This window comes from Bacillus sp. JJ783, assembly GCF_036963225.1.
Lineage (GTDB): Bacteria > Bacillota > Bacilli > Bacillales > Bacillaceae_G > Bacillus_A > Bacillus_A cereus_U.
Genome location: NZ_JBALMG010000068.1, coordinates 1 through 23,620, shown reverse-complemented (window position 1 = coordinate 23,620; position 23,620 = coordinate 1). Strand labels below are relative to the sequence as shown.

Here is a 23,620-nt window from a genome sequence, read left to right as displayed (position 1 = left end):
AATTATATTGTCAACAATATAATTAATTCACCCACATCGAATAATTATAAATAAAATAGTATTCCAAAATATACGATACCACTTGAAAACACTGTTAATTACCATTTCAATACATTTTATATTATTTCAGAATTCATTTTTATACATCAGACTCAATGAAATCCCCATATACAAACAAGATAAAACCAGTCGATTCGTTATACAGAAATAATTACTCATCTTGTTAGACCGATTAACTTCCCTACAAATTGCAAACAGTATTTTCACCTAAGACAATAAAAAAAGCGCAGATGTTCATCTGCACTTTATTCTTCCGCTTCAATTTCTGTACTATTATTATCGATATGTTCCTTTTGAGCTTCTTCTTGCAGCTCTGCTGAAATCATCGCATGATAAATTTCTGGATATAATCCAAATATTTGGTATACACTTCCTAAAAACGGCATCGGAATCCCTCATTTCTAAAGTTGTATTGCCATTCTTAAGGATTCCCTTTTCACTCATTATACATTCGTTTTTGGCACTTCTTCTTCATCGGGAACATGTAATACATTTTGCCATTTTTTATAAGGCGCACTATTTGGATCCACATACCCTTTCGCATACGAACGATCCCACAATTGTTTCATAAACATCTCTTTTTCTTTCTTTGCAACCATATCTGCACCTGTTCCGTAATAGTTTTGGAAATACAACTCAATTTCATCAAGGAATAGCCTTAACAAATCGTCAGATGTTTCTTCTAACGTCGGGTCATATTTTGCCTCACGATCATACATTAAAATCATATCTAAAATATTATGGACATGCTCTTTACGAAGCCATCTAATATCTTGAGCACCTAATACAAATGCATGTGTATATAAATGTCCACCTTGTATCATTGCCTTTTCTTGCTCTTCTTCAAACCTGGACAAGATATTTTCATAAATAAACGGATTATGAAGCAATGCTCTGTGCAACTTATAACTTTCGCTTGAAATATTTTTCCCCATCGACTGGATTAAAAAGCTACGGCCGACACCGTTATATTGATACACGAATTGCCCATCAACAGCAACTAAGCTAATCCAGCGATACATATACGCGTATAGAAGAGCACGATTACATTTATCGTAATCTAACTTCGTTTGCGTTGCATTCAAGTCTGGCATAAAGGCTGGTAAGTGCCAATATTTATCTAAATGCGGCGTCAAACTAGATTTTTTACTATTTAATTTGTTCACGCGGCGATAATACGATTGAAAATAATCACCTTTATCGTTCATAAAACCATTCGCAATATGTCCAGATGAAAGCTTAGGAAAATCTTGTAGCGATAATCCGTAATGAGCACGATAACAAATCACTTCAAATGGTGAAAACGCCTCGTTTACCGTATCTTTTTCTTTAAACATTTCTTGCAATAACTCTTCTTGCAATTCTTGTTTTAAAGAAGGATGTACGCCCCAATATTGTAACTCTCTATGATGAGAAACTTTCGGAACGAACGGACTTGCTAAATGGAAAAGATCTTCAATTTTTTCACGAACGTATTCATCACGATCACGTTTCTTGAAATCTGCTTCTTTTCGCAATGCTTCAACGATATTAAGCTCTAGTTTGTCACGATAGCGCACTTGAAGTTCGTCATAACAATAACTCAATATATGTTCACGATAGAAGTCTTCCACCTTTTTCGACTGAATTTCTTCGGCTTTCGCATCACGACAATATTCCCCGTACAAGCTCATATAAATTTCAGCCGATATATCTTTCGGTAATACACCTAAATTTAAATGTTGCTGCATATCTTGCCAAATCTTTTCTTGCAATTTCTCTTCAGCTAATACGTATACATTCGTCGGGTTCGTTTTCCCCTCAAATTCCTTGCTTCGCTTTTGGATTTCAAACAATAAATTTTCACGTGTTTCGTGTAAATTATCAAAGAATCTTTCCCAATATTGGATCATTTTATCAACTGCTTGGTATAGCGATTGATACACGAGTTCTAACAACATTTCTTTACGATACTCACTTAATTTATGCACATATTGCGTTACGATATCTTCAAATTCTTTTTTGAACAAACGTTGCTGATTATAAAACATTTTCCCGACCCAGCCTTGTTGCTGAGCAATTTCAACGCGGCGAACAGCCGTTACCGTTCCATCAATATTACTCACATTAAATTTCTTATCGTAGTTTTGAATTAAATTACGCTTTTGTTCATTATTTTCATGCAGTCGATTCATCTTCTCTACTAACTGCTTACGAATTTCATACAGCATAAAACGTGCTGCGACTGGATGAACCGGATCCGTTTTCTTTAAAAACCATGTATTTAATTGATAAGACTGTCCTTCTGAGCCACTCGGTATAAAGCGGTCTGATTCGACCATGTCATATAAAAGTGTAGTCACATGCTCATGTACACGGCTCGGAATCGCATAAGCATATAAACGAACCGCATGATCAACTCTCGCTACTTCACCTTTCATTTGTTCCATCATTTTCAGTTTCGCAGCCGATATTTTACACTCATGCTGCAGGCGGTTTAATTCTTCATCTTTTTGCACTGTACGGTGTACGTAGCTTTCGACAGCATCTAAAAACAATTTTGATTTTGCAACACCGACCTTACCGACCTCTGCCCCTTCGCGCGTCTCATTGAACATTTGTCTATAAAAAATATGGGCCTGTTCTGGACGAGTAGCAAGATGCTCTAAATCTTCTAAATAACTTTTCCCGCGCTCTGGCTTTTCACGCTGCATACCGCGCTTTACATCTTGATCATATCTTTGCTTCTTCTCTTGAAACAGTTGATCTAAATGAAGCCAAGATTCATCTAAACCTTGCACCGCCCATTTTAAAGCACAGTATTTCAAAACGTGCTCATACGGATAAATGAGCTTCGCCGTTCCTGCTCCGCAATATCTTCCTTTCCCACTCGATTCTGCCAATTGCTGAATTTGATTATCTTCTTGCGCAAAATGATTTGCAGACATTGGACTGAATAACTGTAAATAAATCGTATTTGCCATTTGCTCCATATAATCTGATAAATTGTGCAAATGGTGCCCATGTAAATTTTCATAATCATATAAGAAACAATAATTGTACGGTAAATGATGCTGCTTTATCGTATGATTTGTTCTTCCATCTTCATCCACTTGATCAGGACGATATTCTAATTCAATCGTTACGCCGCCTCGTTTTGATAATTCACCAGTCGACCCGAGCGTAATAGCGTGCAACTCTTTTAACGATGCGTAACCATTCGCTTGCACAGTTTCAAACTCTTTCGCACTAACCGTTCTCGTCTTAACTAAAACATCTGGCATTAAAAACGCACCGCGAATTAAAATGTTGTGATGCTGCAATTTTTTCCGGAGCATTTCACGCAAATATAATGCGATTTGTAAAAACATCCCTGAGCCTGTTCCGCCAGCTAGTGATGTTACAATAATGACACGTACACCATATTCCGTCTGATCACTTGTAACTGGAAAAATCTTCTCGATTTCTTGCCAAAACGATGTGAGTTTATCTTCTTTCATCGCAGCACGTAACGCTAACCGTGAAATGACGCGTAACTGTCCGGCCCCTTCTGTTAACGGTTTATCCAGTATAGTCGGATCCATTGGAAACCACTCTGGAATCGTTGGATCTCCCGCAATATACTCTCTCGGTGTTTTACTCGAGCTCGTTTGCGTCTTAAACTTCCGAATATGATCAAATTTACTCAATGTATTCACATCTGTATCAAATACATGCATCGCTACCTTTTTACGACGCTCCTCAGGTAATCTTTCATATATTTGATGTGTGACAGTACTACCGATTCCACCTAAACCAATTAAAATTGTTGGAACTTGTAATGTCATGTGAACCACCTTCCTATTCTTGCTTGTTTGAAAAGAAGAATAAAGAGAGCCGGGCCTCCTCCACCCCTCTTACACCCTATCTACTATTCACATTCGTACCGGTAAATCTCCTTACCATATCCTCTATCAATTACTAAAAGTTCATTTGGATACAACGTCTTATGCTCCATTCCTACCTCTTCCTCTGTTATAAACATCCCATCAATAATCATCCCAACCACTTGCGATTCTTTTGCTACAAATATAGATTTCGATCCCTTTTTCGCTATTAATGTTACAGATTGCACAGTCTTTCTTTCTGCTCGGAATGGAATGCCAAAATAGTGCTTCCACCATTTATTTTTAAGTAACTCTGGTTCAGATTGATAAAGCCAATCTTTCGCTACTTCTTGATCCCATTCGTAATATAGTAATGCTTTCCTATGAAATCTCGGACGAACAATCCATCCTAAAATAATAATTCCTACTATTAAAAGTAATAAAGTGATAGGAATTACAAATTTAAAAACGAGCGCATACTTCTCAAAAAAAGGCGCATTTTCAATGTGCAGTACGATTTTTTCCTTTACTTCTTGTAATGTTGAATCATTGATCGTGATGGTAGCCTCTACGGTGCCGGTATCTGTAAAATTGAATGTGTCGGAGTAATAAGGTCGAGGATAAACATAAACTTGACTACCATGCTGTTTTAATTCATAGTTGATCGATTGATTCGATGTGACACCAGTAGATTTTAATAGTTTCTTTACAGCCTCTTCTGTCATCGGTTTACCATTTAACTGTGGCTGTAAAATAAATGGTTTACTATTTTCTAAATTTGTTACCTTTTCTTCATAATCTTTCGTAACAGCTTGAAGTGTTAATTTTGGTTTTTCAGCTGGTTCAATCTTGAATTCTTTCGTCTGTCTATAAAATCCCTTTATATTCATATGGACTTTCCCGCGTACTAACTCTTTACCAACTTTTGTCTCGTAATAAAACACATGTCTTTTATCATCCCACTTCATCGGATACTGCTTTCCGTCTATTTCTACTTCTGCTTCGAAATAAGAAGTTTGAATTGGTAATTCAGTAGGTTTCGCTTCAATAACAGCTGTCACACCTTCATACATTTTCTCAACATTTTTTCTATCTTTATCATCTTTGTCATACGTAGAAACAGTATAGTTAAGCGCTGGTTCAACAAGTACTTGTAATCCCTCTTTCTCAATGTCCTGATCCACTTCGATCGTATATGTCCCTGGCTTAATCACTTCCTGATTCGCTGTACTTACATGCACTATATTTCCGAATAATTTAGCTTCTCCTGGTGCATGTATGGAAAAAGAAGACTGCAATTGTAACGGTTTGGAAAGTTGCATAACTTTATAATTAGACAAAGAAGGTGATTGTCGTACAAGCGTCATACGCTTTAATGGAAACGGTGTTGTAATCTCTACTTTTTTCCCTACTATTTTCGTTTTGACAATCGATTCAACAGAAGAAAATGGATCACGATTTGCAACTAATGCTGCCACTTGATTCACACTTTGTACAATACCATCCTCACCGCTAGACGGCATGACAACTCCATTCATTTCTGTTTTCCAAATCTCTTTAAACGTATTTAACTGCTCTTTTTCTTGCTGTCCTAAATCCTCTTCCATCGTGATTAAGACTGGGTGCAAAGAGATCTTTTTAGAATCCATCTCTTTCTTAAACTGTGCTAACTTCTGTGTAATTTGTTCTTTTCCGCCAACCTTATCTTTCTCCAAATCATTAAATGCCCCGTCAGTTAATACAATAAGCCAAAATTCACGTTTCCCATCTATATCTGCTTCCTTCTTTATAGATTGCATCGCCGTTTCTACTGCGCTAAATGGAGTATTTAAATATGTTTTCCACGCGCCGATTCCATTAATTTCTGTTTGCCTTTGATCCTTTGTTAACGAAATGTTTAACGGATCATTTGGCTTACTCATTGGAACGTAAGAAAATTTATCTTTCTCATCTAATAGCGCAACTAAACTTTGCAAGGCGTAATTGGCATACTTCCAGCGATCGTTATTTCTCATGCTGCCCGAATCATCATATACAAGTGAAACGACCCTTTCCTTCGCCTCCTCTCCTTTTGCAAAAGCTGAAAAAGGTAAACATATAAATAGAAAAAACATGAACGTGGCACAAATTCGAATTTTCATGATGAGGCTTCGCCACCTTTGTAGACAAATTCCTATGTTTAAATTTATGAGGGGAAACAAGATATATGACTTGTATTTTAGGACAACAGTTCACAACAATTACATTATGTAAACAAAAATGAACTACTCTCATATTTTATTTCGAGTTTTTTCCTTATTATATATCTGAAATAACGCATAGCTTTCATACTTTTCCCGCTATAAATTCCACCATTAAAGTTTGATTTTCTTTTCAATACAAAAAATAAAGAGCACGCTATAATTAGCGCACTCTTTACTTCTTCACATACACTTCAACAATCGGATTTTCCTTTTGATCTGCATGTAAACGTATATTCTCTTCACTTGTATTGTAAATACTAGCTAACAGCATAACCGTTAGTAAGTTAGGTATCTTCGCATCGCTTCCGTATTTTCTTTCAAGCGCCTCCTTATATTCAAAATCCAAATCTCCTTGCATATATGTATACACTTCAAAACCATCTTTCAAATTACATACGACCGTATCAATAATATCCGCCCCTACTTGTTTCTTTATTTCCCCCCGCAATGCTTTAATAAATTCTTCCCAAGGAACTTCGTACGTCTGAAATTGGTCTGTAGATTTCATTTCTCTTCCTCCTCGTTATGTATCCTGTTCGTATATTTCCCCTTTCGCGTAAGATATACAACAGTAAAAGAAACTTTAATTAGTGTTTTTTTTCCCTATGAACCTTAATACAGATTCTCTTGAACGTTCAATTTCCTTAATGTTTTCATCATAATATTTTGATGCATATGCATAGAAGATTATGTCAATAGTCAGAAATTGGGCAAATAATGAACTTGTTGCTGCACTACGAAATTGAGCCTCTGGTGCACGAACATGATGTAAGGACATATCAACTTTATTGGTTAATCTGTTATTCCCAAATCGAGACAATCCAATTGTTTGAATACCAGATGCTTTAGCAATATCAACAAGTCGCAGTACTTCTCCAGTTTCTCCACTATTGGATATACTAAAAAACACACAATTTTTTGTTGATGCAGCAAGTGCAGTAGCCATGATATGTGCATCCTGATATGCACTTACAATCTTTCCTAAACGTAACCATTTATGAGTAATATCTTCCGCAACAAGCCATGAAGCTCCTAATCCATAAACATAAATAACATCTGCATTTCTCATAGCTTCAATTATTTGATTGAGAACAACTTCATCTAAATAAAGTGCTGTTTCTTGTATCGCTTGTACAGAGTTGGAAACTATTTTTTCTTTAATAGCCGTTATTGTTTCATTTGGTTCAATGTCATAAAAACCTTTCTTCTCTGGGTATGAGAGATGCGATGATAAAGATACCTTTAACTCTGAAAAACTAGAAATTTCAATAGAACGACAAAGCCTAGTGACCGCAGAGCTACTCGCATTAGCATGAGTAGCTAATTCATGTATAGTCATTCTAATAACTTCTTGTGGATTGTTTAAAATATATTGCGCTATTTTCCTTTCAGATTTTGGTAATTGATATAATAAACTTTCAATTTTTAATAATACATTCACTACATGCATATTGAATTGCCCCTTTAACTTTTAATTAGCTCATATATTTCAGAGCTAAGTAATAACAGCCTAATGTAGATGATACATCTTCTAAAATAAATTGCACTTCCGGTTTTTCTTGTTTAATTTTTTCAATAAAGGAAGTTTGTACAATCTGTATATTAGTTAACACACTTCCTTTAATAGCAATTGTAACATTGTTGTCAAAATTTAATTTTCCACAAACATCAAGCGTAATCTTGGCAAGGTGACAGCCTGCTTGTTTGAGAATATTCTTTGCAAAATCATCACCTGCTTTTGCTTGTTGAACGATTATCGGAACAAAAGAAGCAATCTCTGCCTTAGTTGAGGAATAAATAAATTTTTTTAACTCAAGCACACTCTGATAACCAAGTTTTGTTAGTATCAACTTAGTTAGGTCACTATAATTTAATCCCTCATCTTCTTCTTGCGTCATTTTAATGAAAACCTGCATAGCAATCCAATAGCCACTTCCTTCATCACCAAGAATATGTCCCCAGCCACCTGCCAATTTTTCAGTATCATTTTGAACTCCAATACTAACAGATCCTGTCCCTGAAATTGTTAAGATACCATTTTTCCCCTTTAGTAAAGCAGCATGTGCAATAATTCCATCATTTACAATCATAAATGGAATATTAAACGCATCAGAAAGAGCATCTTTTATACCTTTTGTATTTTTAACCCCTCCATACCCCGCTAACCCTAAGCATATATACTGGCATTCTTCATTTTTCAAAGGAACTAAGCATTTTGCAATAGCATCAATAATGTTAATAAGAGCTTGCTCTTCATTTAAAAGTAAGTTTCCGTATCCTGCTTTACCTTCACTTATTTTTTCACCAGTTAAATCATAAGCCACTGCTTCAGTTTTAGTGCCACCACCGTCTACTCCGATAATATAATTCATATAGATTCCTCCTCATTCATAAAGTAAAACTTCAATCAGTGGGTGTTTTCTTCATCCCCTATTGATTATTCCACCTAACCAAACGAGCTTTTATAGGTAGTTTACCTCCTACCTAACATCTTCGCTTCCACCAAATTTTGAGGTAAAAGTATTCCTATCCTCGAATAGTGGGATAAACCAAAAAAGGAAGGAGCGTTCTGTTCCTTCCTTTCCCCTTGGTTTGAGATTTTTTTCGATAAAATCACTTAATTAAAAATTGGAATTTCTCCCAAGGATTTAGGTAATCAAGGAGAAAAATTTCTTCCTCAACTATCCTGCCAACTACATTTGTTTTACCTGAATTCTGCATTTTTTTCAATGCAATTTGCAGTTCACCTTTATATTGTCCGTATAGCTTATTTTCAATTAAAATATCTCCCCTTCTAATATCAGGGGTATATGTTGGTTCAAATTCTTCTCGTTTATATTTTACACGTGATTGAGTCGAGCGAATAAGATATTCTGAAACGTCTCCACGATAGAAGTGAGGTTCTTCTAGCACAATCTTTTTTTCTAACTCTGTAATCGTATCATATAGTTCTACATTAAACGTACATAGCTCACGGTTTAATTTACCGAGCGCTTCTAATTCAACCTCTGATGCATATGCGTTAGCAATAATCACATCATCAATTACTTCTGTTGCAAATAAGTGTTTCGCTTGCGTTACTATTGGTAATTCACGATGCATTTCAAGTGTACATAAACCTTCCGTTACTGGCCAAGGCCCATAAGTTGCTGCGTGCGAACTGATGAATGCGGACGTTCGAATATTATGAAGTTTAAATTTTTCACAACACTTTAGAAAATGATCATAACTTAATCCTGCATAACGATGAGGATAGAAGTTATGTGAACCTACTAAATTCTCTTTATTAGGCTTATAAGCAATAATATTATCTAAATAATTCGTTGCATTACTCATATTAATTTCGATTTTTAAATTATAGGGATTATATGTCATGATAGACTCTTCATTCCCTGTAAACCCCATATCCAGACGAATTCCATACGCTCCTAAATCAGAAAAGAATGATAGATCAGCATAGGATATATCTAAATCCCCAAATACTCGAGGAGAAATATCGACCATTACTTCCATGCCTAATTGATTTGCAAATTCAATTATTTCTTTAAATTCCTTAATAATTTTTTCTTTATCACCTTCTACCGAAAGTAGGCAAGTAAAGATTTTTTTGAACCCATATTTTTGCGCCAGTACAATATACTCTTTATCCTTTTCTATAGTTGAATGTTCCGGGTAAATAGAAATACCTAATTTTCTCATCTTTAAACCACCTTTACCTTTCTACATCCTTCATTATTGCTGTGGTGCTAGTTTTTTTATAATGCGAATCATATGTTCAATCAGCTTTTGTTCACTTATCGCTGTCATTAAGTGATCTTGAGCATGGATCATTAACAATGTTTTTTCACTTTGAACTCCATTCAATTCCGCTTGAATTAACTTTGTTTGTGTTCTATGAGCCAAGCTAAGTTCTTCCCCAGCTTGGTTGATAAGTTCTTCCGCTCTTTCGAAGTTAAATTCTTCTGCGGCTGTTAATGCTTCATAAGCTAGTCCTCTTGCATTTCCACCGTGAGAAATAATTTCAAAAATTTCCATTTCATTATTATTGATTTCTGTTGACATATCATAACACTCCTAATCGTAATAAATTATAGACACGGCATTCTCTAAAGGAATCGATATTTCAGAGAATATCAGATTTCAATTAGTCCTTAATATTAAATTTATTAGTATTCTAATCATCTAAAAAATAGTGGTAAATACTCTTTATGCGCTTTTAATAGTTTCTGTAATACAGCTTCTGCTAAATCATCGCTTGGAATAAGCGGATTAATTGATAAGGCTAATAAAGCCTTATCATAAGAACCTGTTACAGCTGCCTCAGCGCCTACTCTTTCAAATGATTTGATTTGTTGAATTAACCCTTGAACTTGAACTGGTAATTTCCCCATTGTTATAGGAACTGGTCCATTTTTTGTTACAATACAACTGACTTCGACAGCTGAATCATAATCGATTTCGGTAATGGATCCTTTGTTCTGGACATTTAATACTTGAATGTCTTTTTTATCATTATAAATAGAAGAAATAACATTACACGCTGCGTCACTATAATACGCACCACCTCGTTTTTCTAATTGAGGAGGTTTAATGTCAAGTTTTTCATCTTTGTATAAATCAAATAGATCTTCCTCTAGTTTTTTGACAATTTCAGCACGGGTTTGCCCTGATTTAAATGCTTCTAATTCTTCTTCTAAAATATTCTTTGTTTTGTAATAATAACGATGATATGGGCAAGGAACTACACCTAATGACTTCAAAAATCTTGGATTCCAAGGAAGAGGTGCAATATTCTTCATTGTCATTTGGATTTCTGGATTTCCTAGCATATCAAGTACTTTCTCTGTCACTTCCTGATCATCAACGTACACATGTGTCCCAAACACCATGTGGTTTAATCCAGCAAAATCAATATGTACTCTCCCCATCTCCACACCTAACATTTTTGAAATAGACATATGCATATTAAATGGCACATTACATACACCAATAACCTTTTTATGCTTGCTGTAACGAAGAAGAGCCTCCGTTACCATTCCAGCAGGATTTGTAAAATTAATTAACCATGCATTTGGGCAAAGTTCTTGCATTTCTTCTGCGATTTCTAGAAGCACTGGGATTGTTCGTAATGCTTTAAATAGCCCACCTGCACCATTTGTTTCTTGTCCAATTAATCCCAGTTGTAAAGGAATACGTTCGTCTTTAACTCGAGCATCTAGTAAACCGACTCTCATTTGCGTTGTCACAAAATCAGCACTCTGTAAAGCTTGACGACGGTCTAATGTTAAATGAATTTCCATTGGAACTCCTGCTTTTTCAACCATTCTTCGTGCTAAGGCCCCTACAATTTCAAGTTTTTCTCTTCCTTCCTCAATATCCACTAACCAAATTTCTCTAACTGGTAGCTCATCGTAACGTTTAATGAAACCTTCAATTAATTCTGGCGTGTAACTGGATCCGCCACCAATTGTAGCAATTTTTATTCCTTTTTGCTTTTCCATTTCACTAACACCTCATTTTAGATAACGAACTTTTTCTTTTCATTTACGCATAGACAATAGGGTAACAAATTAGTGCACTCACTACTATTAAAGACAAGAACAAAATTAACGCTTGTTTCTTGTTTTTAAACTTACCTTCAACCAAAGTAATAACAACAGTTAATCCTGCACTGAAGGCAAAGGTATTACCTAGGTACAATGACAATTGTTTATCTATCCCACCTACATTCATTAAAGGATTAAAGATAAGATTAAAAACAAGAATAAAACTAAAAAGTAAAAATGCACTTTTGTAACTAAAAAAGTGAATTTTGGATGTTGAATTCATTTTTATCCCCCTTCTCTTTTCATATTAAAAGGAGCTTGAAGCAATTAGTCCCAAACTCCTTTCAGATATTTTTATAAGGCCACGTTCGTGTCTTCTGTTGTTTCTGTTGTATTTTCTTGTTCTAAAAGCTTTTTATCATACATTTTAAAGAATGGTAGATAAATAGTAACTGAGATTGCAAGATTGACTAATACAAGAATAATTGCTCTCCAATCACCGCCTGTTGAAAGATAGGCACCTATTGGGGCTGGCAATGTCCATGGAACCATTACATACGTTGGATTAACTAATCCTATTGACGTCGCGATGTACGCAAGTGTCGCACCAATTAATGGTGTTATAACAAACGGAATAATTAAGATTGGATTTAGTACAATTGGCATCCCAAAAATAACAGGTTCATTGATGTTAAATATGCTTGGAACAATTGTCGCTCTCGCCATCGTCTTACTATAACTAGATTTTGCTGTTAATAACATAGCAATTACTAACCCTAATGTTGCGCCAGAACCACCAATCCAAATAAACCATTGGAAGAATGTTTCAGGAGCTATGTGAGGGATTGCCTCCCCAGCTGCAACTGCTGCTGAATTATTAGCTAAGTAAACTTCCCAAACTGGACGAGCAACAGCACCTACAACTGATACCCCATGAATACCGAATGCCCAGAAGAATGTTATTAAAAAGACAGGAATTAATACGCCTGGTAATGTATCTCCTGCTTTAATAAGTGGTGCAACAGCTTTATCAACAAGAGAATGTAAATCAATACCTAAGACTACTGTAATTAATGTCATGATAACCAATACGATTGTAACTGGTATTAACGCTTCAAACGAACGGGCTACAGAAGCTGGAACAGACTCTGGCATTTTTATTGTAATATTTTTGTTCTTACATAGACGTAAAGTTTCAACCGCAAATATGGAAACAATCATCCCTACAAAGAGTCCATGTCCGCCAAGATTTGACATTGGCAACACAAAACCTACACCCTCTATCATTTTTACACCTATTGTAAACAAGAAGGCAGCTACCGATAGTAATCCTCCTGATAGAGGATCTAACTTATAACTTTGAGACAAACTATAACCTATTCCAAAAGTAATATATAAGGTCATAATAAACATCGTTAATCGATAGGGTATTAAAATATCTGCGACATGTTTTGCTGCCCATTCACCTATTGTGGAATCTGCTGCTACAGGTGGGAACGCAATAATAAGAAATAAGCTCCCGAAGATGATGAATGGTAGAGCGGAAACTACCCCGTCACGTATTGCACGTAAATGTTTTTGCTCAGACAATTTAGCCATGGGTGTTGAAAGATTATTTTCTAAAAAATCAATAAACTTATTCATTTGCATTTTCCCCTTTAGCCATTTAATGGTTAAACCTATTTGTTAGATTATTACTTTACTAGTTCATTTACTAACTTTAATAGAGTGGGTCCACCCAGAGGACTATACGCTTGAGCTGGGATTACTTGACATGGTACTCCTGCTTCATCTGCAGAGTTTTTAAAACTATCAAAGCGATGTTTGACTTGTGGGGCTACCATTGCAACATCCCAACCGTTACGTACTTCTAAATCAAATTCTTGAGTACCAACTGCCAATACCTCTAAATCTATCCCTTGTTTTCCACCTTCCTTTTTTAAAGCGTTTACAATAATTGCACTTGACATTCCACCAGAACATACGAATAATACCTTCATCTTTATTCCCCCTACTACTTCTTTTTTATTTAATAAACTTTAAATCGCTTTTCTTATAAATCCTTCTGCTGCTTTTAAGCGTTCTACCGCTTCTTCATAAGAAACATTTGTCAAAATCATGACAATAGCAATTTTAGGCTGATTATTTGCCTTTACTAAGTATTCTTCTGCCACTTTGTAACTGCATTCAGTGGCATCCATAATAATACGTTTTGCACGTTCAACTAGCTTTTCATTTGTTAACTGTAAATCTACCATTAAGTTCCCATAAACTTTTCCAATTCCAACCATAGAAGCTGTCGAGAGCATGTTACATACTAATTTTTGAGCCGTTCCGGCTTTTAAGCGAGTAGATCCCGTCAGTACCTCTGGTCCGTTTACAACTTCAATAGCAACTGTGGCAATTTTTCCAATCTCTGACTCTTTATTACAACTTATTGAAACTGTACCTGCCCCAAGTTGATTTGCATAATTTAAACCTGCAATAACATAAGGAGTACGCCCACTTGCAGCAATACCTACTACAACATCCTTACTAGTTAATTGAATTTCCTTTAGATCTTTAAGGCTTAATGTAAAACTATCTTCTGCCCCTTCAACCGCCTTAATAAATGCACCTTCTCCACCTGCGATTAGGCCTATTACTTTACTAGAATCAGTGTTAAACGTTGGTGGACATTCTACAGCATCCAACAATCCAATCCGTCCACTTGTTCCAGCACCTATATAGATTAATCTACCTCCTTGTTTCATTGCTGCAACAATCATCTCTACAGCCTTTGCAATTTGAGGAAGTTCCTTTTGAACACAGTAAGCAACTTTTATGTCTTCTTCATTCATCACCTCCAGTAAATTAAGCGTTTTCATTTCATCTAAAAACATAGTCTTTTCATTGCGACATTCCGTTGTTAAATGTTCTATCATATACACCATCCCTCTACCATTCGTAATCTAATCGCTTTCTTTGATACGACTATAACACCACTAAAAATAAATTTCAATTATTTTCCGTAAAATTAAAATGAAATTTCAAAACTGTATATACAACTAGAATGTTAGCGAGTATAATACATAATTGTTAGCGCTTACAAAAGTATAAACTATACGGATCAGAAAGAAATTCATGCTATTGAGTAAAAGGAAATTAACAAGGAACTTAAAAATCTATGTAAAGTAGGTGTAATGATAATGTACATTGTTGGGTTAATGTCTGGAACATCATTAGATGGTATTGATGCTGCGCTTGTACGTGTGAATAATAGCGGCGTAAGGACGGAAATAGAAATGATTGAGTTTCTAACATATCCTTTCCCAAAAGATGTTGAAGGAGAAATTATACAGTCTTTGTCTGTAGATACATCTAACGTGCAACTAATTTGTAGTTTAAACTTTAAGCTCGGAAAATTATTTGCAGATGCTACAAAGGAAGTTTGCAAGAAAGCTAAACTACCTTTAGAACAGTTGGACCTTATAGGATCCCATGGACAAACTATTTACCATCAGCCTTTACAAGAACAAAACTGGGTACCCTCAACGCTACAGATTGGTGAACCTTCGATAATTGCTTATGAAACCAATACAACCGTAATATCTAACTTTCGTACTATGGACATGGCAGCAGGTGGACAAGGCGCTCCTCTGGTACCTTATACCGAATATATTCTTTATCGAAGTGAAACAAAGGGCAGATTGTTACAAAACATAGGAGGTATTGGGAATGTAACTGTTTTGCCTAAGCAAGCTTCACTAAATGATCTGTATGCCTTTGATACAGGTCCTGGGAATATGATTATCGATGAGGTATGTCGCCAATTGTTTAGCGTAGAATACGATGAAGGTGGTAATTTAGCGAAACAAGGAAAAATAAATGAACAGCTCTTATCATACTGTATAAACCATCCTTATATTATGAGCCCTCCCCCAAAAACAACAGGTAGAGAATTGTTTGGTAAGCAGTATGTTGACATACTATTAAATAAGTTTAATTCGCTTTCAAGCCACGATATAGTAGCGACTATAACAATGTTTACAGCAAAATCCATTGTAGAGAACTATTACAAATTTATCTTTCCACAAGTTAAAATCGATGAAGTCATTATTGGAGGTGGTGGCAGCTATAATAAAACTTTACTAAAAATGATTCAATCACTACTTGGGGAATCAATTCAAATTTATACCCAAGAAGAGTTAGGATACTCTTCGGAGGCTAAAGAAGCTGTAGCATTCGCTCTTCTGGCAAATGAAACCTACCATGGTAACGCAAGTAACGTTCCAAATGCTACAGGTGCAAAAGATGCTGTCATCCTAGGAAATGTATCCTTCCCTCCCTCGAATCAGTGGATTAAGAAAAGAAATTCTATAGAATAAAGTGAATTTTCCATCGCCAAAGAATTTTCTTCAGCTCCAGCTGATTATTAGATCTAACCAATCGGGATTTTTCATATTATTTTTTGTACATGATCACTTTAAACGAATTTATTATCTTCACACACTAAATAATACAGTTACTATAATTAACACAAATAGTTTTTAAGTGTCATTACCCTTTTTCATAAGAAATATTGCACTTCCTAGTGTCCATCCATATTTCCCCTTTCGTATAACAATTATGAGAGATAGGTCATTCGTACAAGCCGCACTTGTCCTGCTTACATATCGTATTACGGTAATACGGAAGGAGGAAAGAACATGCATAGAAAAAGATGTTATGATACATGCCAACGTTATTTCGGTAAAGTTGTTCGAATTGAAGATCGGGATGGTCGCATTCACTTAGGCAAAATAATCGATGTAACAAACGATTCTGTTTGGATTGAACCAATGCAACAACGCTCATCTTTTGATACAGGATTCGGATACTATAACGCATATTCAAACGGCGGATGTGATATTTGCGGTGGTATTAGCAGATGTGATAACTGTGGATTTGGATGCGGTGGTGGATTCAGTGGTGGATTTAGTGGCTGTGGATGCGGCGGTCGTGGGTGCAATAGTTGCGGCGGTGGCTGGGGCCTTGAACTCGGATTTGGCTTTATTTTTGGAATTACTTTGGCTGCATTATTTTTCATCTAACATAGTAAAGAGTTGACTATCTTTAGCCAACTCTTTTTCTCTATTTTTCACATATAAAAATACGATGTCCTAAAATATGTTGATACATAAGCAGTACTTGTTCGTGTTGCACCCACGCTTCATACAATTCTTCTGGAATAAACGGTGATACATTCCACTCTGGCTCTTCCATATGTCCTGCAACTGTTTCTGCAATAGTTCCGCCACCCGCAATTGTAATTCTTTTAAAATTTGCTGCTTTAAATAAATGAATCCACTCATTCTCAGTTAATACTTCTTTCATACCGTATAACTGTCCAATCTTTTCCTCCTCTTTCTTCTCAATATGTTTTTCGGTAATCATTTCAATGACAACAAGCTTTCCATCCTTTTGTAATACACGATAACATTCCGAAATAACCTTTTCTTTATTTGTAAAAGCGAGTATAGATTCTCCAAGTACAAGCTCAAAAGAATCATTTAAACACGGTAACCCTTCTACATCGCCTTGAATCAATTGTATATTTAAACCTTCAAACAACCATCTATCTCTCGCCTTTTGAATCATAATTTCATTCTTTTCAACCGCTGTCACTTTATAACCCAATTCTTTTGTCATATACGCCGCTGTTTTCCCCGTGCCGCAACCTATCTCAAGGACACTAGCTCCATGTCTCAGTGGCAATTGAGATAGTAATTGTTTTGTTAACGTAAAACCACCAGGATGAGCACTCCCTATTCCGTAGTAAGCTAGAAAATCGATGTAAGTATTTCGTTCCATGGAATTCTCCCTTTTTTATTTTATATATTCCAAGAAGGAAGAAAAGTGCATAAAAAAAAGGGCGCATTGTGCGCCCTCTCTCTTACTTATCATCAGAAATATATGCCCATTTGTAGCTATAATCTCCACCAACTGGGTGATGAACAATACCTTTTACTTTCGGTCTTTGAACAAGAGCATCACCACGTTGATATAATGGTGCAATTGCTGCGTCTTCAAGTAACATTTTCTCAGCTTTCAGTAAGCTATCCCAGCGATCTTTCGTTTTCGTTAATAGTTCGCCTTTACCTTTTTCTACAATTTCATCATATTTCGGATTGGAATATCCAGTTTGGTTATGAGGTCCATTTGTAACGAACATATCAATGAATGTCATTGGATCTAAGTAGTCAGGTCCCCAACCAGCGTAAGATAAATCATAATCTAGATCTGATTCTAATTTTAATTTTTGTTTAAACGGTTGGTTTTTCAAATTCACTGTTAAGCCCGGTAAGTTCTTCTCAAGCTCTCCTTTTAAGAACTCCCCTACTTTTTTCGCGTTATCGCTATCGTAGTTTAATAGCTCAATCGTTACTTGCTCTTTTCCAAGCTCTTTTTTCGCTTTTTCCCAATGCTCTTTTGCCTTTTTCACATCCGTTTTTAAAATATCTCCATTTTCTTTACGGAAGTCTTTTCCATCTGGGCTTTTCGCAAATTCTTTTGGCACTAAGTAATCTGCAGGTGTAGATCCGTCATTTAAAATAACATTCGTTAAGCCTTTTTTATCATACGCCATCGCAATCGCTAAACGTAAATCTTTACTCTTTAACACTGTATCGTTGCCACCACGTTTTTGGTTTAAACGTAAGAAGTACGTTGACGGTGTTTTTTGTGTATAGAAGTCTGGATTTGATTTATATTTATCAACCATTTCAGACGTAAGTCCAGCACGATCGATTTGTCCGCTTTCATATAAGTTTACACGTGTACCGCTGTCTTTTACTACGTTAAAGTTGATTTCATCTAACTTAACTGTTTTATTATCCCAATATTGTGCATTTTTCTTTAATTTCCAACCTTCTTCATGTTTCCAGTCTGTTAATGTAAATGGTCCGTTGTATAACGTTGTATCTGCTTCTAAACCGTATTTTTCTCCTTTTTCTTTTACGAATTTTTCATTTAACGGATAGAATGTTCCAAATGAAGTTAATTCTACAAAGTAAGGAACTGGATTTTCTAATTCTACCTCTAATGTGTAGTCATCTACAGCTTTTACACCTAACGTATCAAGTGGTGCTTTCCCATCATTAATTGCTTTTGCGTTCTTTAAATCAAACATAATGTATGCATATTCCGCTGCTGTATTTTTATCCACCGCACGTTTCCAAGCAAACACGAAATCTTTCGCTGTTACAGGGTCTCCATTTGACCATTTTGCATTTTTATTTAATGTAAATGTATACTTTTTACCATCATCACTCTTTTTATATGATTCAGCAACCCCTGGTGTTGCTTTATTATCTTTATCAAGTCGATATAAACCTTCCATTACGTTGTTTAAAGCAAGAAACGATACCTGGTCTGTCGCTTTTGCTGAATCCATAGATGGAATCTCTTGGCTCTCTGTTAAATTAAGTACTTGCTTTGCTGCTAATTTCCCGCCTTCTTTTTCACTACTTTTCGGCGTTGTGTTCGTCTTTTCTTTTTCCCCTGATCCCGAGCAAGCTGTTAATGCCATACTCATTACTAGAACTGGTGCTACAACCGCTGTTAATTTTGTCATCTTTTTTCTCTTCATTTTTTTGTACCCTCCCCAATTATATGTACGATATTAACATTTAGAGATTCTCTATTAACTTTCGTTATCAGAAAATTCTTATTAATTAATATTCTACTATCTTTTTGAGTTTTGTAAAGTATTTTTGTAAAATTTCTAAATATTTATTTTTTTATTATAGTAACTTGTGGTTTTAACTACTATATGAATTATCCCCCGTCTACTATATGTAAACATATCCCTTCTTATTCTTCTCTATTGCTAAGTTCTATATTTTTCTTATAAAAATGAAATCTCTAACTATCATTCATCTATCCGATTATTGAATTCCTTCTACCATCCTACAGTAGAATATTAAAAGCAACCTCAACATTTCTCAAAATTTCCATGCTCCTTATTCTCCTATCCATACAAAAAAGCATTTCAAAAGCGTATTAGCCGCTTTTGAAATGCTTCATGTTATTTCTTTCCGCCATCCTCAGTTACATACGCCCACTTAAAGCTATATTCTGGACTAATGTTATGTTTAACGATTCCTTTTACATTTGGCTTCATTACGTACGCTCTTCCTGTTTGATATAAAGGAACTAATCCTGCATCTTCTTCAAGGAATAATTTCTCTGCTTTTCCTAACGTTTCCCAACGCTTCTTCGGATCAGACAATAATTCATTACCTGCTTTTTGTACCATTTCATCATATTTTGGATTTGAATAACTCATTTGGTTATATGGGCTCTTCGATTCAAACATATCAATAAATGTCATTGGATCCGAATAATCTGGGCTCCAACCTGCAAACGAAACTTCATAATCTTGCGCTGACTCTAATTTTAATTTTTGTTTGAATGGCTGAATTTTCGTGGTAACTGTTACACCTTTTAAGTTTTTCTCAATTTGATCTTTAAAGTAATCGGCAATCTTTTTCGCAGTTCCATCATCATAGCTTAGTAATTCAATTGTAACTTGATCTTTTCCAAGTTCTTTTTTCGCTTCTTCCCAAGCTGCTGCGCCTTTTTTCGTATCATATTTCAGACCATTTTTAAATGTATCTTGATAATCTTTACCATCCGGTCCTGTCGCAAGCCCTTTTGGAACCAATTGATCCGTTGCTTTTGATCCATTATTTAATATAACGTTTGCTAAACCTTTTTTATCAATTGATAATGCGATTGCTTCACGAAGTTTTTTGCTCTTTAACGGGGTATCTTGTCCGTTACGCTTTTGATTTAAACGTAAGAAGAATGTACTTGCTTCTGAATACTCACCGTATTCCTCTTTGTTCGCTTTATATTTATCTACGAATTCTCCTGATAATAGTGTGAAATCAATCGATCCTGTATCATATAAATTTACTTTTGTAGCCACTTCTTTTACAACGCTGTAATTAATTTCTTCTAATTTCACAGTCTTATTATCCCAATACTTATCATTTTTCTTCAGCTGCCAACCTTGTTCATGTTTCCACGATGCCATTACAAATGGCCCGTTATACAATGTTGTATCTGCTTCTAAACCGAATTTCTCTCCTTTTTCTTTTACGAACTTTTCATTTAAAGGATAGTATGACGGGAATGCTAATAAATTTAAGAAGTACGGTACCGGCTTTTCTAATTCTACTTCTAGTGTATAATCATCTACCGCTTTTGCTCCTAATTCTGTTGCAGCTTTTTCACCTTTATTAATTGCTTCTGCATTTTTAATATAGAAAGCAATAAACGCATATTCTGCAGCTGTATTCTTATCGAGTAAGCGCTGCCATGCGTATACGAAATCTTTGGCTGTTACAGGGTCACCATTCGACCATTTTGCGTCTTTACGTAATTTAAATGTATATTTTTTGCCATCCTCGCTTTTCGTACTAGATTCTGCTGCAGCTGGAATTGGCTTATTATCTTTATCAAGACGATATAATCCTTCCATCGTGTTCCCTAAAATTTGTGCCCCTAACGTATCAGTGGATTTAGAAGTATCCATCGTCGGGATTTCCTGTTGTTCTGTACGATTTAACACTTGTTTCGCTGCGTATTTAATTTCAGATTTTTTCTCTTCCCCACTATTAGATGTAGTAGTCGTTTTCTTCTCCCCACCTGACCCAGAGCACGCTGTCAATGCCACGCTCATCGCTAAAACTGGTACTACAACTGCTGTTAACTTTTTCATCTTTTTTCTCTTCATTTTTGTATCCTCCCCAATTATATGTACAATACCAACCCTTGAGAGACCCCTTGCTAACGATTAGTTTTCTGAAAATTATAACTAATATTATTCTACTCTTTTTTTCGCATTTGTAAATAGTTTTATTTTAAATATTCTGATTTTAATCTTCATAATTTAGTATGATTTATCCCCCATCTACTATATGTCCGTACTATACGCCTTATTCTTCTCTATTTAACTGAACTAAAAATTAGTATTTTAAGCTCACTAAAAAAAGCATTTCAAAGTAGCTTAGCTACTTTAAAATGCTTTTTCAACTCTATTATTTTTCAGTTACATATGCCCACTTAAAGCTAAACTCTGGACTGATATTATGTTTTACTACACCTTTTACATTTGGTTGTAAAACATAAGAATCTCCACGTTGATATAAAGGTACAATCGCTACATCTTCTTCAAGTAATGTTTTTTCAGCTTTCCCTAACTCTTCCCAACGTTTTTTCGCATCACCCATTAATTCAGTTCCAGCTTTTTTCACCATTTCATCATATTTAGGATCTGAGAAGCTCATTTGGTTATGAGAATGCTTAGACTCAAACATATCTAAGAATGTCATTGGATCTGCATAATCTGGATTCCAACCACCGTATGAAATATCATATTGTTGCTCAGATTCTAATTTTAGTTTTTGCTTAAATGGTTGAAGTTTAATGTTAACTGTTACACCTTTTAAGTTTTTCTCAATCTGGTCTTTAATATATTCGCCAACTTTTTTCGCATTACCAGTATCGTAGTTTAAGAATTCAATTGTAATTTGATCTTTTCCAAGTTCTTTTTTCGCTTCTTCCCAAGCTGCAGCAGCTTTTTTAGCGTCTGGTTTCAAACCATTTTTAAATGTTTCTTGGAAGTCTTTACCGTCCGGTCCAGTCGCTAAGCCTTTTGGTACTAAGAAATCAGCTTCTTTTGATCCATCATTTAAAATTACGTTTGCTAAATTCTTTTTATCAATTGATAGCGCAATTGCTTCACGCAATTTTTTGCTCTTTAATGGTGTATCTTGTCCATCACGTTTTTGGTTCATACGAATGAAATACGTACTCACTTGTGAATATGTTCCGAATTCATCTTTCTTACTTCTGTATTTATCAACGAACTCTCCATTTAATAATGCAAAGTCAACTTGACCGCTGTCATATAAATTGACTAAAGTCGCAGCCTCTTTAACAACACTGAAGTTAACTTCTTCAAGTTTTACAGTCTTTTTATCCCAATATTGATCATTTTTCTTTAATTGCCATCCTTGTTCATGCTTCCAATCTTTAAGAACGAATGGTCCATTATAAACTGTTGTATCAGACTCTAACCCGAACTTCTCGCCCTTTTCTTTTACGAACTTTTCGTTTAATGGATAGTATGATGGGAATGCTACTAAGTTTAAGAAGTACGGTACCGCTTGCTCTAACTCAACTTCAAGCGTAAGATCATCTACCGCTTTCACTCCTAGTTCAGTTACAGGTTTTTCTCCTTTATTAACCACTTCTGCATTTTTAATCGGGAATGCGATAAATGCATACTCAGCAGCTGATTTTGGATCTAATAGACGTTGCCAAGCATATACGAAATCTTTCGCAGTTACTGGATCACCATTTGACCATTTTGCATCTTTACGTAGTTTAAATGTATATTTTTTACCATCTTCACTTTTCGTGCTAGATTCTGCCGCAGCTGGAATAGGCTTATTATCTTTATCAAGACGATATAACCCTTCCATCGTATTCCCTAGCATTTGTGAAGATACTGTATCTGTTGATTTTGAAGAATCCATCGTTGGAATCTCTTGTGTTACTGTTCGATTCAACACTTGTTTCGCTGCTAGTTTTTCTCCTGACTTACTATCTCCACTAGAGCTAGAATCCGTGCTTGTCTTCTTATCTCCACCTGATGTAGAACATGCTGTTAACGCCATGCTCATTGCTAAAACCGGTGCTACAACTGCTGTTAGTTTTTTCATTTGTTTCTTTTTCATTTTCTGTACCCTCCCTAATTCTTAACGATAGCTATTAAAGAATTTTCTGATAATTCTGTTTTTCTTTATATATTTATCAGACGATTCTTACTACTTCTTATTCTACTAATTTTTTAATTTTTGTAAAGTATTATTATTAAAAATTTTTAAAAAAT

General features: G+C 35.3%; 19 protein-coding genes. 2 read left to right on the top strand and 17 right to left on the bottom strand.

All coding sequences use genetic code 11. The features are described 5' to 3' along the window. Window positions 1-305: 305 nt before the first annotated feature. The 13 genes from V7038_RS15375 to murQ form a co-directional block, all read right to left on the bottom strand. Window positions 306-446 carry a phosphonate ABC transporter permease gene (locus V7038_RS15375; RefSeq protein WP_002111095.1) on the bottom strand — a complete coding sequence of 47 codons (141 nt, stop codon included), beginning with the start codon at window positions 444-446 and terminating at the stop codon, window positions 306-308. 57 nt (window positions 447-503) lie between these two features. After that, complete coding sequence (locus V7038_RS15370) at window positions 504-3,866, bottom strand: tubulin-like doman-containing protein (protein ID WP_002111096.1); 3,363 nt, start codon at window positions 3,864-3,866, stop codon at window positions 504-506. 83 nt (window positions 3,867-3,949) lie between these two features. Further along, the gene (locus tag V7038_RS15365; protein WP_070170492.1) at window positions 3,950-6,046 is read right to left on the bottom strand and encodes a vWA domain-containing protein; all 2,097 of its coding nucleotides are present in this window, start codon (window positions 6,044-6,046) and stop codon (window positions 3,950-3,952) included. Between the two features lie 274 nt (window positions 6,047-6,320). Further along, complete coding sequence (locus V7038_RS15360) at window positions 6,321-6,656, bottom strand: hypothetical protein (RefSeq protein ID WP_002111098.1); 336 nt, start codon at window positions 6,654-6,656, stop codon at window positions 6,321-6,323. Window positions 6,657-6,731: 75 nt separating this feature from the next. Next, the gene (locus tag V7038_RS15355; RefSeq protein ID WP_002111099.1) at window positions 6,732-7,598 is read right to left on the bottom strand and encodes a MurR/RpiR family transcriptional regulator; all 867 of its coding nucleotides are present in this window, start codon (window positions 7,596-7,598) and stop codon (window positions 6,732-6,734) included. Window positions 7,599-7,623: 25 nt separating this feature from the next. Beyond that, on the bottom strand, window positions 7,624-8,520 hold the full coding sequence (locus V7038_RS15350; protein ID WP_002111100.1) for a BadF/BadG/BcrA/BcrD ATPase family protein: 897 nt from the start codon (window positions 8,518-8,520) through the stop codon (window positions 7,624-7,626). Between the two features lie 241 nt (window positions 8,521-8,761). Continuing rightward, complete coding sequence (locus tag V7038_RS15345; protein WP_070139794.1) at window positions 8,762-9,847, bottom strand: DUF871 domain-containing protein; 1,086 nt, start codon at window positions 9,845-9,847, stop codon at window positions 8,762-8,764. 33 nt (window positions 9,848-9,880) lie between these two features. Next, complete coding sequence (locus tag V7038_RS15340; protein WP_000102498.1) at window positions 9,881-10,210, bottom strand: PTS lactose/cellobiose transporter subunit IIA; 330 nt, start codon at window positions 10,208-10,210, stop codon at window positions 9,881-9,883. Between the two features lie 116 nt (window positions 10,211-10,326). Continuing rightward, complete coding sequence (locus V7038_RS15335; RefSeq protein ID WP_002111102.1) at window positions 10,327-11,649, bottom strand: 6-phospho-beta-glucosidase; 1,323 nt, start codon at window positions 11,647-11,649, stop codon at window positions 10,327-10,329. 43 nt (window positions 11,650-11,692) lie between these two features. Beyond that, window positions 11,693-11,977: a hypothetical protein gene (locus tag V7038_RS15330; protein WP_002111103.1), complete on the bottom strand. Its 285-nt coding sequence runs from the start codon at window positions 11,975-11,977 to the stop codon at window positions 11,693-11,695. A 71-nt stretch (window positions 11,978-12,048) separates the two neighbouring features. After that, a complete protein-coding gene (locus tag V7038_RS15325) occupies window positions 12,049-13,338 on the bottom strand; it encodes a PTS sugar transporter subunit IIC (protein WP_033714005.1) in 1,290 nt (429 codons plus the stop codon). A 50-nt stretch (window positions 13,339-13,388) separates the two neighbouring features. Beyond that, window positions 13,389-13,694: a PTS sugar transporter subunit IIB gene (locus V7038_RS15320; protein WP_002111105.1), complete on the bottom strand. Its 306-nt coding sequence runs from the start codon at window positions 13,692-13,694 to the stop codon at window positions 13,389-13,391. Window positions 13,695-13,733: 39 nt separating this feature from the next. Next, window positions 13,734-14,618: an N-acetylmuramic acid 6-phosphate etherase gene (gene murQ / locus V7038_RS15315; protein ID WP_002199706.1), complete on the bottom strand. Its 885-nt coding sequence runs from the start codon at window positions 14,616-14,618 to the stop codon at window positions 13,734-13,736. Window positions 14,619-14,882: 264 nt separating this feature from the next. On the opposite strand from murQ, the gene anmK reads away from it, so the two are divergent. After that, entirely contained in the window at window positions 14,883-16,061 is a 1,179-nt protein-coding gene (gene anmK / locus V7038_RS15310; RefSeq protein WP_070139797.1) for an anhydro-N-acetylmuramic acid kinase AnmK, read from the top strand. Between the two features lie 321 nt (window positions 16,062-16,382). Continuing rightward, window positions 16,383-16,766, top strand: a complete 384-nt coding sequence (locus V7038_RS15305; protein WP_002111108.1) for a hypothetical protein — start codon at window positions 16,383-16,385, stop codon at window positions 16,764-16,766. A gap of 40 nt (window positions 16,767-16,806) precedes the next feature. On the opposite strand, the gene V7038_RS15300 is transcribed toward V7038_RS15305, so the two are convergent. The 4 genes from V7038_RS15300 to V7038_RS15285 all read right to left on the bottom strand — a co-directional run bounded on the left by V7038_RS15300 (window position 16,807) and on the right by V7038_RS15285 (window position 23,465). Next, a complete protein-coding gene (locus tag V7038_RS15300; protein WP_002111109.1) occupies window positions 16,807-17,526 on the bottom strand; it encodes a class I SAM-dependent methyltransferase in 720 nt (239 codons plus the stop codon). Between the two features lie 82 nt (window positions 17,527-17,608). Next, window positions 17,609-19,303 (bottom strand): peptide ABC transporter substrate-binding protein, encoded by a 1,695-nt coding sequence (locus tag V7038_RS15295; RefSeq protein WP_070139798.1) that lies wholly within the window; start codon window positions 19,301-19,303, stop codon window positions 17,609-17,611. A gap of 438 nt (window positions 19,304-19,741) precedes the next feature. Further along, the gene (locus V7038_RS15290; RefSeq protein WP_070139799.1) at window positions 19,742-21,457 is read right to left on the bottom strand and encodes a peptide ABC transporter substrate-binding protein; all 1,716 of its coding nucleotides are present in this window, start codon (window positions 21,455-21,457) and stop codon (window positions 19,742-19,744) included. A gap of 304 nt (window positions 21,458-21,761) precedes the next feature. Further along, complete coding sequence (locus V7038_RS15285) at window positions 21,762-23,465, bottom strand: peptide ABC transporter substrate-binding protein (protein WP_070139800.1); 1,704 nt, start codon at window positions 23,463-23,465, stop codon at window positions 21,762-21,764. Between the last annotated feature and the right edge of the window lie 155 nt (window positions 23,466-23,620).